The organism is Hahella sp. NS-SX17 (assembly GCF_057367735.1).
This window is the reverse complement of the sequence record NZ_CM170632.1, coordinates 2,004,996-2,017,364: the sequence shown is the minus strand read 5'-3', so window position 1 is coordinate 2,017,364 and position 12,369 is coordinate 2,004,996. Positions and strand designations below refer to the sequence as shown.

The 12,369-nt window shown below is 56.8% G+C and carries 13 protein-coding genes; 5 read left to right on the top strand and 8 right to left on the bottom strand.

Annotated features, from left to right (window positions below; translation table 11 throughout):
• Positions 1 to 167: 167 nt before the first annotated feature.
• Together AC2IBB_RS09160 and tdh are read left to right on the top strand one after the other, a co-directional pair.
• Positions 168 to 1,370 (top strand): glycine C-acetyltransferase, encoded by a 1,203-nt coding sequence (locus AC2IBB_RS09160; RefSeq protein WP_486332574.1) that lies wholly within the window; start codon positions 168 to 170, stop codon positions 1,368 to 1,370.
• Positions 1,371 to 1,373: 3 nt separating this feature from the next.
• Positions 1,374 to 2,417, top strand: coding sequence for an L-threonine 3-dehydrogenase (gene tdh / locus AC2IBB_RS09155; RefSeq protein ID WP_486332573.1), 1,044 nt, complete (start codon positions 1,374 to 1,376; stop codon positions 2,415 to 2,417).
• 75 nt (positions 2,418 to 2,492) lie between these two features.
• Here the strand turns inward: tdh and AC2IBB_RS09150 are convergent, their stop codons facing one another.
• From AC2IBB_RS09150 to AC2IBB_RS09125, 6 genes are all read right to left on the bottom strand, one after another.
• Positions 2,493 to 3,434 carry a hypothetical protein gene (locus AC2IBB_RS09150; RefSeq protein WP_486332572.1) on the bottom strand — a complete coding sequence of 314 codons (942 nt, stop codon included), beginning with the start codon at positions 3,432 to 3,434 and terminating at the stop codon, positions 2,493 to 2,495.
• Positions 3,435 to 3,535: 101 nt separating this feature from the next.
• Positions 3,536 to 6,250 carry an ABC transporter substrate-binding protein gene (locus AC2IBB_RS09145; protein ID WP_486332571.1) on the bottom strand — a complete coding sequence of 905 codons (2,715 nt, stop codon included), beginning with the start codon at positions 6,248 to 6,250 and terminating at the stop codon, positions 3,536 to 3,538.
• A 145-nt stretch (positions 6,251 to 6,395) separates the two neighbouring features.
• Positions 6,396 to 6,791 carry a hypothetical protein gene (locus AC2IBB_RS09140; RefSeq protein ID WP_486332570.1) on the bottom strand — a complete coding sequence of 132 codons (396 nt, stop codon included), beginning with the start codon at positions 6,789 to 6,791 and terminating at the stop codon, positions 6,396 to 6,398.
• Positions 6,788 to 7,624 (bottom strand): hypothetical protein, encoded by an 837-nt coding sequence (locus AC2IBB_RS09135; RefSeq protein WP_486332569.1) that lies wholly within the window; start codon positions 7,622 to 7,624, stop codon positions 6,788 to 6,790. The genes AC2IBB_RS09140 and AC2IBB_RS09135 overlap by 4 nt, the downstream gene beginning before the upstream one ends.
• A 137-nt stretch (positions 7,625 to 7,761) precedes the next feature.
• Positions 7,762 to 8,385: a response regulator transcription factor gene (locus AC2IBB_RS09130; protein WP_486332568.1), complete on the bottom strand. Its 624-nt coding sequence runs from the start codon at positions 8,383 to 8,385 to the stop codon at positions 7,762 to 7,764.
• A gap of 242 nt (positions 8,386 to 8,627) precedes the next feature.
• Positions 8,628 to 9,509 (bottom strand): LysR family transcriptional regulator, encoded by an 882-nt coding sequence (locus tag AC2IBB_RS09125; RefSeq protein ID WP_486332567.1) that lies wholly within the window; start codon positions 9,507 to 9,509, stop codon positions 8,628 to 8,630.
• 119 nt (positions 9,510 to 9,628) lie between these two features.
• On the opposite strand from AC2IBB_RS09125, the gene AC2IBB_RS09120 reads away from it, so the two are divergent.
• Positions 9,629 to 10,360, top strand: coding sequence for a sulfite exporter TauE/SafE family protein (locus AC2IBB_RS09120; RefSeq protein WP_486332566.1), 732 nt, complete (start codon positions 9,629 to 9,631; stop codon positions 10,358 to 10,360).
• Positions 10,361 to 10,452: 92 nt separating this feature from the next.
• On the opposite strand, the gene AC2IBB_RS09115 is transcribed toward AC2IBB_RS09120, so the two are convergent.
• Entirely contained in the window at positions 10,453 to 10,764 is a 312-nt protein-coding gene (locus AC2IBB_RS09115) for a hypothetical protein (RefSeq protein ID WP_486332565.1), read from the bottom strand.
• A gap of 203 nt (positions 10,765 to 10,967) precedes the next feature.
• On the opposite strand from AC2IBB_RS09115, the gene AC2IBB_RS09110 reads away from it, so the two are divergent.
• Positions 10,968 to 11,150 (top strand): hypothetical protein, encoded by a 183-nt coding sequence (locus AC2IBB_RS09110; protein ID WP_486332564.1) that lies wholly within the window; start codon positions 10,968 to 10,970, stop codon positions 11,148 to 11,150.
• A 51-nt stretch (positions 11,151 to 11,201) separates the two neighbouring features.
• Complete coding sequence (locus AC2IBB_RS09105; RefSeq protein WP_486332563.1) at positions 11,202 to 11,516, top strand: SRPBCC family protein; 315 nt, start codon at positions 11,202 to 11,204, stop codon at positions 11,514 to 11,516.
• A 4-nt stretch (positions 11,517 to 11,520) separates the two neighbouring features.
• Here AC2IBB_RS09105 and AC2IBB_RS09100 read toward each other — a convergent pair whose 3' ends face one another.
• Positions 11,521 to 12,246: a glutathione S-transferase family protein gene (locus tag AC2IBB_RS09100; RefSeq protein WP_486332562.1), complete on the bottom strand. Its 726-nt coding sequence runs from the start codon at positions 12,244 to 12,246 to the stop codon at positions 11,521 to 11,523.
• Positions 12,247 to 12,369 lie beyond the last annotated feature (123 nt).

Here is a 12,369-nt window from a genome sequence, read left to right as displayed (position 1 = left end):
TTCCACTTAATAAACAACTGTTCCGCTTAACAATACGGTTAGGCTGCGCAACGCGGCAGGGAGGCCGCCATGGCCCTGAATCAGAGGGCTGGGTATATTTTTCCCTATTGCTTTGCGACCTTTTTTCCACTATACAGGAAATACGTCCGATATAAGGGAAAATTCCAATGAACCAGACTTTCCAACAACAATTACAGCAAACCCTTGATGAGATTGAAAAAGCCGGCCTGTTTAAAAAGGAACGGGTGATCGACACTCCACAAGCGGCCGCCGTCAAACTCGCCGGAGAAGCTGGCGATAAACAAATTCTCAATCTCTGCGCGAATAATTATCTGGGCTTGGCGGACAACCCGGAAGTCATCGCAGCGGCCCATGAAGCCCTCGACAAATACGGTTTTGGCATGGCTTCCGTGCGCTTTATCTGCGGCACGCAAACGCTGCACAAAGAGCTGGAGCACAAAATCGCAGAGTTCCTGGGAATGGAGGACAGCATTCTGTTCGCCGCCTGCTTCGACGCCAACGGTGGCCTGTTCGAGCCGTTATTGAGCGCCGAAGACGCTATCGTCTCCGACTCCCTGAACCATGCCTCCATCATCGACGGCATCCGTCTGTGCAAAGCCAAACGCTACCGTTTCGGCAACCGTGATCTGAATGATCTGGAAACCCAGCTGAAGCAGGCTCGCGCCGACGGCGCCCGCAATATTCTGGTGGCCACCGACGGCGTCTTCTCCATGGACGGCTATATCGCGCCTCTGAAGGATATTGTCGCCATTGCGCGTAAATACGACGCCCTGGTGATGGTGGACGACTGTCACGCCACCGGCGTCATCGGCCCCCAGGGCAAAGGCAGCGCCGCCTACAACGGCGTGGAAGTGGACATTATTACCGGCACGCTGGGTAAAGCCCTCGGCGGCGCAGCCGGCGGTTTTATTGCAGCGAGCCGCAATATTATCGAACTGCTCCGTCAACGCGCCCGCCCTTACCTGTTCTCCAACTCCCTTCCCCCGCCTGTCGTCGCAGGCAGCCTGAAAGCCCTGGAAATTTCCATCGCCGGCGACCATCTGCGCGACAACCTGCGTGAACACGCCGCGTTTTTCCGTAACAGTCTGAGCGAAGCCGGCTTCAAACTGCTGCCCGGCGAACACGCCATCATCCCGGTCATGCTGGGAGACGCCAAGCTGGCGCAGGACTTCGCGAAAGCGCTGTATGAGCAAGGGGTATACGTCACTGGATTCTTCTATCCGGTGGTGCCGCAAGGCCAGGCGCGAATCCGCACCCAAATGAACGCGGCGCTGACCCGCGAACAACTGGAGCAGGCGGTGGCCGCCTTTACCCGCGTCGGTCAACAACTTGGGGTTATTGGAGGCTGAACCATGCAGTCGTCAACCATGAAGGCGTTGGTCAAAGCGCAATCCGCTCCCGGACTCTGGCTGCAGGAGCAGCCGGTTCCCGAATGCGGGCCCAACGATGTGATCATCAAGGTCAAGCGCACCGCGATCTGCGGCACCGACATCCACATTTACAACTGGGACGACTGGGCGCGCAACAACGTCCCGGTCCCTCTAACCACCGGTCATGAGTACAGCGGTGAAATAGTGGAAGTCGGCAGTCATGTGGATGGACTGCATATCGGACAGCGCGTGTCGGGAGAAGGTCACGTAGTGGGCATGCTCAGCCGCAACGCCCGCGCAGGACGTTTCCATCTGGCGCCGGACACCAAAGGCATCGGCGTTAACCTGCCCGGCGCTTTCGCCGAGTACCTCTGCCTGCCGGCGTTCAACGTCGTGCCCTTGCCGGACGCAGTGAGTCTGGAGCTTGGCGCGATCCTGGACCCGCTGGGCAACGCCGTACATGCGGCCCTGGCTTATGACCTGGTGGGAGAAGACGTGCTCATCACCGGCGCGGGCCCTATCGGCATCATGGCCGCCGCCGTAGCGAGATTCGCCGGCGCCCACAAAGTGGTGATCACCGACATCAATGACTACCGCCTGGAGCTGGCGGCCAAGGTCGCGGATGTGGAGCCGGTGAACGCGCAACGGGAATCTCTGCGCGACGTCATGGGACGACTGAAAATGAAGGAAGGCTTCGATGTGGGCCTGGAAATGAGCGGCATTCCTTCCGCCCTCAACGATATGCTGGATGTGATGATGATGGGCGGACGCATTTCCCTGCTGGGCCTGCCGTCCAAGCCGGCGGAGCTGGATCTCAGCAAAATCGTGCTCAAGGCGCTGCAAGTCAAAGGCATCTACGGCCGTGAAATGTTCGAGACCTGGTACAAGATGCTGGCGATGCTGGAGGCGGGACTGGACATTGAACCCATCATCACTCACCACTTCGAATACGCCGACTACGAACAAGGCTTCGAAGCCATGCGCAGCGGCCGTTCCGGCAAAGTGGTGCTGCGCTGGTCAGACTGAGTTTTCCACGCACCGCACAGAGAGCGACGATGTCGCTCTCGCTTACTTTTACTAGCCTCCTTTACTGACCGCCTCTCACTGACAGCGATTATTGCCGTCCCGCAGCCACTGGGTTCCATCCAAATACAGCTTGTTATTGGTCAGCGCCAGCGTGAAGGTGACGCGTTCTCCCCCTGGGCCGGATTCATTCCAGTCAAAGCCCGGCGTGCTGCCCTGCATGCTGTAGCCGGGGCCGTATTGCAGAATTAGTCGGCCCTGAGCGTTCATCGAGCCCTGCGCCTCCCATCTGCCGGAGCCCTGACTGCCTGTGGCGCCGCTGGCGCCGCCGCCATAGCCCCCACTGGCGCCGGAGCGATAGAACTCGCCATTGCTGCATAACCAGATGTGCTCTTCTTCGTGATAACCGGAGCCGGTGTAATAGCGCACGATATGGCGCCCTCGCATGTAGGCGCTCCAGCCGCCGTCGCCCCCGCCTTGCGCCAGAGGTTTCGGCGCGGAGAATTTTACCGAGGAGGCCACGGTCTCCGCCACTTTCCAGACCTGCGCGGCAGTGCTCTGATCCGCGACCGCAATCAACGCCACGGAGGTGGAGCCTTTGCCAGTGACAGCGCTGATGCGGCCTTCCATGTTGGGCAAATTGCCGATGCTGTAATCCGCCGTCAGACGACCATTGCGTTTTTGCGGCGCGCTTTTCGGGTAAAGGATAACGGAAGCGTCCAATGGAACCGGTTGCGCCATCTGTTGCATCAGCGCCTGCTCGCCGGACTGGTCGATATACACGAAGATATTGGCTTTCAGCGCCTGGGACTCCAGTACAAAGAGTTCCGATCCCGCCGGCCAGGCGCCCTGCCAGCCGTCAGGAATCTTAAACGACAGGCCCAGTGAGCCGGACTCAATCAGGGTTCCGCCTTCGTACAACTGGTTTTGCTGAACTTCCACCGCCGTCGCGGAGGTCGCGCACAGACTGCAATACAGCCCCATGGCGACCAGTAGAGATTTCGCTGTCACGCCGCTCATTTCGCTTCGCCTCATGCTGAGTCCACAGCGCGCGGCGCGGTCTGGCGCATCCTTCATCCAGCCGCATCGGACGCCGCGGAGATGATGTCGGAATGGTCAGGCTACAGCGTTTCTTTCTTGCTGAGCCTGATCGCCTCAAACGCTCCATCGCGATTCAACTGGGTTCCCCAAACCCGATGACTGCCCTGATGATTGGAGGCGCGGAAAGTGATGGTTTCCCCAATGCCCAAGTCCACACCGTCAAAGGACTCAAGGGTGTTCACTAGCGACTCCGTATCAAAATGGCGACCCGCCTGCTCCAACGCATGGAAAAACAGGGTCGCCACTATATAGCCTTCCAATGAGATAAAATCCGGTTGCTCGTTGGGATAGAAGCGACTCAATGCTTCCCGATAGCGCAATACGCCCGTGGCGTAGGAATCATAGGGCGGCGCCACCTGGGACACGATAACGCCCTCTCCGTATTCCGCGCCCAGTTCTTTGAACTGCTCAGCCAAAGCCCTGGCGCCGACGAAGGACACATTGGCGAAAGGTCCGGTGAAGCCCGCCTGCCGCAAGCGCTTGGTGATTCGCGCACTGGCGGTATAGGTGCTGATGGCGACAACCGCCTGAATATCACTCAACCGCCCCAGCATTCCCTGGGCGGCGCCTTCAATTTGCGCCGTATTGCGCTGGTAGCTGAATTTAGCGATCTCATGCGGGCGCACGCCATAGTCGGACAGGGCATCCTCCACGCCCTTCAGACCGTCCTGACCATAACCATCGTCCTGGTAAAACACGGCGATCATCCTCGGATCGACCTCTTTCTCTTCCACGAAATAACGGATTAACGCGCTGGTCTCATCTTCGTAACTGGCGCGGTAGTTGAAGACATAGCGCTCTGGAGGACTTTTGCGCAACAACGCCGCGCCGGAAAAGGTTCCGAACACAATCGTGCGGTCCTGCAAGGCTACGGGCAGAATCGCTTCCGCAGTGGGAGTACCCACATTCCCCAGCATCGCGAATACGCCATCCGGCTGGATGAATCTTTCTGCGTTCTGACGCGCCGCCACAGGCTCATAGCCATCGTCCAGCGCACGCAGTTCTATATAGCGTCCGTGAATGCCGCCCTGCTCATTGATCTCCCGGATGCGCAGGTCGACGCCCAACTGCATGGCCCGCCCCAGCTCTCTGGCGCCGCCGCTGAACGCCGCGCTCATTCCCAGGGCCACGCGCTCTTCACTGACGCCGCGAGGCGCCTGCCAGCCCGCCAGTTCCGCCCCCCAGTCAAAAACGCTGTAACGCACTACCGGAACGGCGTAGCCGACGCCGATCAACAGCAACAGGATGGCCAGTGCGCCCCACAGCCCCAACCTGGAGCGTCTGCCGGCGGACTCCGGCTTCATTGCCGCGGCGGGTAAAGGCGGCGTTCCCTGAGGCGCAATGGTGGTGTCGCCCTCATCGTCCAGTACCGGCGCCACGGGGTGAGTATACCCCTGCACACCGAACGGCGGCGGCTGCGATCCAAGATGCATGGGCTCAGCCAGGGTGGAAGCCGCCACTACGATTGGCTGACTCATTGAACGTTCATCTACGCTATGACCAGGATCAATGCGGGTCGCCGTATCCATTTCTTCAATCTGGCCCAGGGCGCCGGCGGCCTGAAAAGCTTCATCATACTTTTTGGCTTTGCCCAGACTGAGATGCTTTTTCACCACCACCCGTTTACCGCTGAACAACTTGGCGCAGGCAGCATCGCTCATACCCAGCGCCGCTTTAAGCTTCTCCTGGGTTTCTTGCAAGTCTTCATCACCCCGGATTTCGCCATAGAACACAAACTGATAGACGTCCGGGTTCGGCGGAGCCATTTCCATCGCCTTGGAATATTCTGCGATAGCGGCGTGAGCGCGGCCCTGAATGTCCCTGATCATCGCCTGTGCGTCTGGATAGCGTTCGTCCGCGCGCAACGCCATGGCTTTCAGAATTACCGGCTCCAGCGCTTTATTGCGGGCGTCGGTCAAGCGATTTTCCCGCAGCGCCGGCGGCGGCCCCGCGCATTGCCGGTTCATGATGTCCTGAGGGCTTTCGCCAGTGTAGGGGCGCTCGCCTGTAATGCAGTAATAGAGAATCGCGCCCAACGCATACAGATCGGCGCGTCGGTCAATGTTGCGCACGCCTTCGATCTGCTCCGGCGCCAGATAACCCGGAGTGCCCATCACCATGCCCAGGCGGGTGTATTTGAGATCCCCCTCCCCCAGCGGCTTGCTAATGCCGAAATCCAGTAACTTGGCGACAGAGTGGTCGCCGGATACTCGCGCCACAATGATATTGCCGGGCTTCAGGTCACGGTGCACGATGTTCATCTGGTGCGCCGCCTGCAGGCCTGCGCCAATTTGCTCCATCAGCCAGACTACGTTCTCCAGAGGCAGTCCGCTGCGCTTCTCCACCAGATCGGACAGATTTTCTCCACGCAGGTATTCCACCACCAGATACATCATGCCATCGTCGGTGTTGCCGAAGTCGATCACATGCATGACGTTGGGGTGATTCAGTTGACTGGCGATGCGCGCTTCACGGAAAAACAGCTGAATGAAGTCATGGTCGTCCATGCCCGCCCGCAGCAGTTTTACCACCACCAGACGGTCCAGCGACAACTGGCGCGCCACATAGACGAGACTCATGCCGCCTTCCGCCAGACGGGATTCGATGCGATACATGTCCTTCAGCATTTTGCCGATAAGCGGATCGCGACGCTGCTTATCCACCAATGTGGCCCCATCGGCGGGACAGTAATCGCCCTGGGGAAAATCCGTACTGCAAATGGGACAAACCTTCATAGACTCCCCGAGTCGCAAACTACTGAACTATCGCTTCAGGTTCGTGTCCGGGCCAGGAAAATAACTGCCCGGACGCAGAAATAGAAATGAATGCTAGGGAGTATAGACAGGGAATAGCCGCAGCGCGAACGCCGCGGCGAAAGGGTTAATCTCTTCTGCTGGCTTTCCATTTTTTGTTGACGCACAGCCTTTCCGCCTCGCGGCCGAGCTCATGTCCCGCCGCCTTGATCTGTGGGGTGAGGCAGCGCATCAACTCCAGATCTTCGTTATGCAGAGCCAGTCGGCACCAGCGCTGCAGCTCCAACGCGCATTCCGCGATAGTGGGCAACCCCTGACTTTCCGCCGTCGCCACAATGCCGCAGGCGATATCCCGCATCATTGCAATCATGCGAGAGGTTTCCATCAGCGTGGCGCAATCCAGACGGGAGCCACTGGAACTGATCAGAGACATACTGTCGGCGAGATGCTCCAGAAACTTGTTTCTGACGACGTCAGCCGCGAAGTCTCCCTCCTCAAAATCCATAATTCTTTCTGCGTTCATTTCGTTTCTCCAGCGCCATGAGCATTGAGCTGGGCCAGGTTTTCTTTCACCGAAAGGATGTAGTTTTCGATAATCCGCGTGGAAGCCTGTTGATTTTCAAACTGCTCCATCAACTGATCGACAATGTTGAAGATGCTCTGTTCCGACTCAGTGTCCAGATCCAGCCCCATGATGGAGCTTTGAATCGTCCACTTCAGGTCCGAAAAACTCTGGATGGAATGCGCGCCGCAGTCCCGCACCATCTTCATAATGTTGTCCAGCAACGTTTCCGTACGCCTCACCGCCCGCTGCATGATGCCTTGACGCACCATTTTTTCCTGAGTCTCCCGTACTAAATTCGACAGCACAAAGTTCGCCACTTGCGCCAGACGAGTGAGGTCGTCCAGATGCGCTTCCGTCTGCGCTTGTGTCATGGTCAGACAGATAGAGAAGTAAGGAAAGTTCACCAGCGTGTACTGATCGAAATTCACAATACGATCACGCTGCAACGTCAGCGTGGTGATGACGTCGAACTGCAGGTTGGTAACGTAGTTTTTTCCGCCGAACACATAATGTTGCTCCGGCAGGTTGAGAATGAATACGTAAGGCAGCTGATATCCGCTCAGCGCGCTTTCCATGGCCTGCCCGATTTCAGAGGGATCGCGCGTCTCCGAACAGCGTTCGAAGAATTCGATCATGCCGCCCAGAAAGCTGTTGGATCGCAACAGCCCCATCGCCATCTGATTCACACTGGCGAGACTTTGCTCCAACTCAGCGATCCTGACTTTAGCGCATTCCAGCTCGTCTTGCGGTGCTGCGACCGCCACCAATGAAACAACTGAGTGTGCTGACATAACCCCTCCTGAACTTTAAGTGCTCAGAATACGCACTTTGCCTGAACAAAAGGATTCGTACGCTTACTGAAATATCAGCGGGGTTCTCAGTAGTATTACCTAAAACAAGAGTCCAGCCGGAGGTATGGCGAGCCCAGTTACCCGACGCCGTTCTCTTCAGCTGTCAGCGGCAGCACTTTGACCAGCAGATCTTTGATGGAGGAGACGTCAAACTTGGCGAGTACATTGCGGCAATGCGTTTCAATGGTGCGGGGACTGATGAATAGCTTGGCTTCCATCTCCTTGGTGCTGAGTCCTTGTAACAGCAGTTCGTATATCTGCTTCTCGCGGGCGGTCAACTGCTCGATGCTGCGCTGGATATCAAGACGCCTCATGTAACGCTCGCGATGTAGTTTCTCGTGCGCGACGGCCTTTTCCAGCAATGGCCCAACGTCAGTGATGCTGATAGGTTTAAGCAGAAAATCGAAAGCGCCGCCCTGCAAAGCCTCTTTCACCACAGGTACGGTGGAGTAGGCGGTCATCAGTATCAGCGGCGGCAGGTAGCCTGTTTCTGACATTCTGTTCAGCAAGTCCAGCCCCGTCATGTCCGGCATCATGATGTCAGACAGAATCACGCAGTGATGATCGTTATGGAACTCAGACAAAAACGCCTTGGGGTTGCCATAAGACTTGGACTGATAGCCGTAAGATTCAAGAATGGCCGACAACAGATCCGCCTGCATCTGGTCATCTTCGATGATGTATACGCACGTATCTTTCATGGCGTTCTTGCTTATCCCAAGCAGAAAAACATGGATGGGCCTTTATTGTTATTAATCAGGCAGACAAATAGCTTCCTTCTATTTATCTACAACGAGAGGGCCTGCGCAGGTCAGCCCCTGTCTCCCGCGGCTAGCCGCGCAGGCGCATCCATGCGCCTCTTTATTAACAGCCGCCCCAAAGCGCCATCCAATACGGAGCGGCCTCAGTTAATTGATAACTATTGGACAGAGTAGAGGTAATGTCAAAGCGAAGCGCCCAACATTTCATCCCAGAACTCCTGCGCCAATGGGGACAACAGTTGATTGCGCAGGCGAATCAGATAAATGGGAACCTGACTGCGGGAAGGAAAGTTCTCCACCCGTAAAAACGTCAGCTCTCCCCGCTCCAGCTCGGCATCCACCATATGTAAAGGAATTCGCGCCCAGCCCATGCCTGAAAGCAGCAATCCCTTCTTCATTAAGAAATCATTCACATACCAGCGATGCCCGCCGGGAATGACATTGACGTGGTCGAATGGCGCCAGCGAGCCGCTATCGGCGATCAGAATATGCGGCCGGTTGCGTAACTGCGCATGCCTCACCACTCCGTCCGCTCCCGCTTCGACAAACTCAGGCGCCGCCACGGTGATCTGGGTGACCCGCGCCACCTCAGTGAACTCGTAGCGGTCATCCAGGCCGACTTGCGGTCCAATCGCCACTTCCGCCTTTTCCAGCAGCAATTGCTCCAACACCCCGGACAAATGTTCCGTATGCAGCTGCAGGCGCATTTCCGGGTGACTCCTGGCGAACGCCTTCAAGGTGTCCAGCCCCGGCAGATGGGCGCACATCGCGCTGAGGGAAATGGACAACTCCGGCGCTTTTCCCTGAGCCAGACGATGTCCTAGCATTTCCAGGTCATGGGCTTTGGACAGCAGCGCCTTGGCCTCCCGATAAAACGCCTTGCCCTCAGTGGTGAGCGTCGGGCGATATGACTCTCGGTTGAATAACTGCAGATCGAACATCTGCTCCAAAGCCGCCACCGCCGCACTCACCGTGGACTGGGTTTTGAACACAGCCGCTGCGGCGGCGCGAAATCCGCCATGTTCCACCACTGCTACAAATGCGCGCAATTGCTCGTTGGTCATGTTCATTCTCCCGCCAGCGCAGAACAATCGAGATGATCGATCAACTCAAGCGATTTATATCGTTATTTTACGTTCATATATCGGAGTAAGCTTGGCCCGTCAAGATCTGAGAGGGTTGTATGGACTTTGATACCGCATTCTTCTGTATTCTCGCCGCCGGCTTCATCACCGGCTTCTCAAAATTCTCTATTGGCGGCATGGGGCTGCTCATTCTGCCCATTATCGCCATTGCTTATCCTGGCCCCGAGGCGCTGGGAATTCTCATTCCCATGTACATCGTGACGGACATCCTGGCGGTCAAAAGCTACGGTCGACATGCATCCTGGCCAATTATTATGCGCTTGCTGCCGCTGGCGTTTATCGGCATCGGACTCGGTATTGGGCTATTGTCGGCCATTAACCCGCAGCAGTTCACCTTGCTTCTGGGCGTCATGATCGTACTGATTCTGGCGCTGGGCCTGTGGCTGGATTATCGGCCCTCCGCCCTGCTGCGTCACCCGGCGTCCACCCAGGCGATGGGATTGTTGTCCGGATTCGTCACAATGACGGCGAACGCCGCCGGCCCGCTGCTCAGCCTGTATTTGATGGAACAGCGTTTATCTAAAGAGGCGTATGTAGGCACCCGGGCGTGGGCGTTCATGATCCTGAACAGCGCCAAGGTTCCGTTGCTGATCGCGGCGGGATTTCTAAACCAGGACATCGCCTTGCGCAGCCTCGCTGGACTGCCAGGGCTTCTCATCGGTTCTCTGGTCGGATATTGGCTATTGAGAAAGTTGAACCTCAATCAGTTCAAATGGCTGATACGGGCAATGGCGGCGATCGCCGCGGTCAAGATGCTGGCGTTCAGTTGAGCGGCTCCCGTAAAGAGGGCCGATGCGCCTGGAACGTCCCGGAGTCAGCGTCGTCGCTGCCTCTCCGGGCGCCCATCGCCATACAGCAAGACTTACTTGATGGGGAAGACGACAACAATGCCGTCGTCGTAACGGCGATGGTTATAGTAGCTGTAACGTTTATCCCATCTGCGCCCGTCATGGTGTCTGTAATAACGATGATGGCGGTGGTGGCGATGATGATGTTTATGACGCCCGCCGCGATGATGTCGCTTGTCATGATGACCGTGTTTATGGTGACTGTGTTTATGATCATTGTCATAGCGCTTGCCGTCATGACGGCCCCCATCGTGAGCCAGCGCCGAGGTGGACGCGCCGGCTATCGCCAGCCCCAGGGTCAATAACAACATGGGTAATTTTTTCATTCTTAATTCCTCGCAGGTTTGTCGATCACGATTGTTAAGATAAACCGGCTAACGTGAACCTTAACTGAATGAAAATCGGGATGTTTATCCATCTGTCGCCCCCCACCGTCACAACCATCTTGGCAAAGCGTGCGCCTGAGGCTACATTGCAATGGGCGTATCCCGCCGCTCTCGAAAAACGACAAATACACTGAGAAAAGCCCATGAAAAAAGCGCTTAAATCCACCGCGCAGATACTGCTCGCCCTCGTCGTTCTGGCGGTCGTCGCCGGCTTTTTCCTGCCAGACTCGACGTATGTCGAACGCAGTATCCTGATCAATGCCCCGCAACGGCAGGTCTTCAACTTTCTTAACAGTTATCGCCACTTTAACGACTGGTCGCCCTGAGCCAAACTGGACCCGAACGCCAAATATCAGTATTCAGGGCCGGAGAGCGGCGTGGGCGCAAAAATGAGCTGGCGTAGCGACGACCCCAAAGTAGGCCAGGGTTATCAGGAGATCGTCGCAGTCAAAGAGGACGAGGAAATTCAAGTGACGCTGGACTTCGGCGACAACGGCCAGGCCTCCGCGTTTTACCGCCTGCAGCCCGTCGACGATGGCGTGAGAGTCACCTGGGGCTTCGATACAGAACACGGCCTCAACCTGTTCAACCGCTACATTGGCCTGCTGCTGGAAAGACTACTGGCGCCCATGTATGAAGAAGGGCTGCAAAGCCTGAAGCTGCGCCTGGAGAACCCGGGCGCCTCCAGCTGAGACGTCAGCGATAACGGGCGTAGATTTCCCGCGCCCATCGTAATTGCGGCTGCAGATCCTGCACCGATTGCGTCAGCGCCTGCGGAGGGTTCTGGGGCCAGGGGATATCGAACGCATCCGGTTGCAGAAACGGCGTCAACAACGCCGCTGCGGTCAAATCCGCACGGGTGAAATAGCCTCCCACCAGATAGCCGCCGCTTCCCACTCGCTCGTTGATGCGGGTTAGCGCAGCCTGAATCCTGCGCAAAGAGTCCGCCGCGGTCTCGTCGTTGATGCGCATATGCTTGCGCATGATCTTGCTTAACTTGCCAAAGCCAAGGCGCAGCACCCATTTACCATACCAGGGGCCGCGGTGCGCCAGCATGGGAATCACCTGATCCGGCCTTTCTAGCAGGTAGTGATAACAATAACAGCGAATAGGTACGCCAATTTCTCTGTCCAGATATTTTTCCCATTCCAAGGCGGCGGATCTGGCTCCCGGCTCCACCGGCGTCAATGGCTTGTCTGAAGTCAGCCCATCGAGATAGTTAATGATTTGCGCAGAGCCCTGCACCACTTTTCCGTCATGCTTCATCACAGGAACCGTCGACTTCTCCGCCAGCTTCTTAATAACGCGGATGTGCGCGCCGGGCATCAGGTTCTTCACCCTATAGTCCAGCCCTTTGTAGTCCAGCGCCCATCGCGCTTTCTCGCAGAAATGGGAAATAGGGAACTGATAGAGAGTAATCATGCGTTCATCCAGAGAGAGTAATAACGTAATCAGGATACGCAGCAAAGAATATGAATATAAGACGCGTTGACAAAATTATAATAAGCAGACATATCCTTTATTGACAGTGGAACGCCTCGCTTC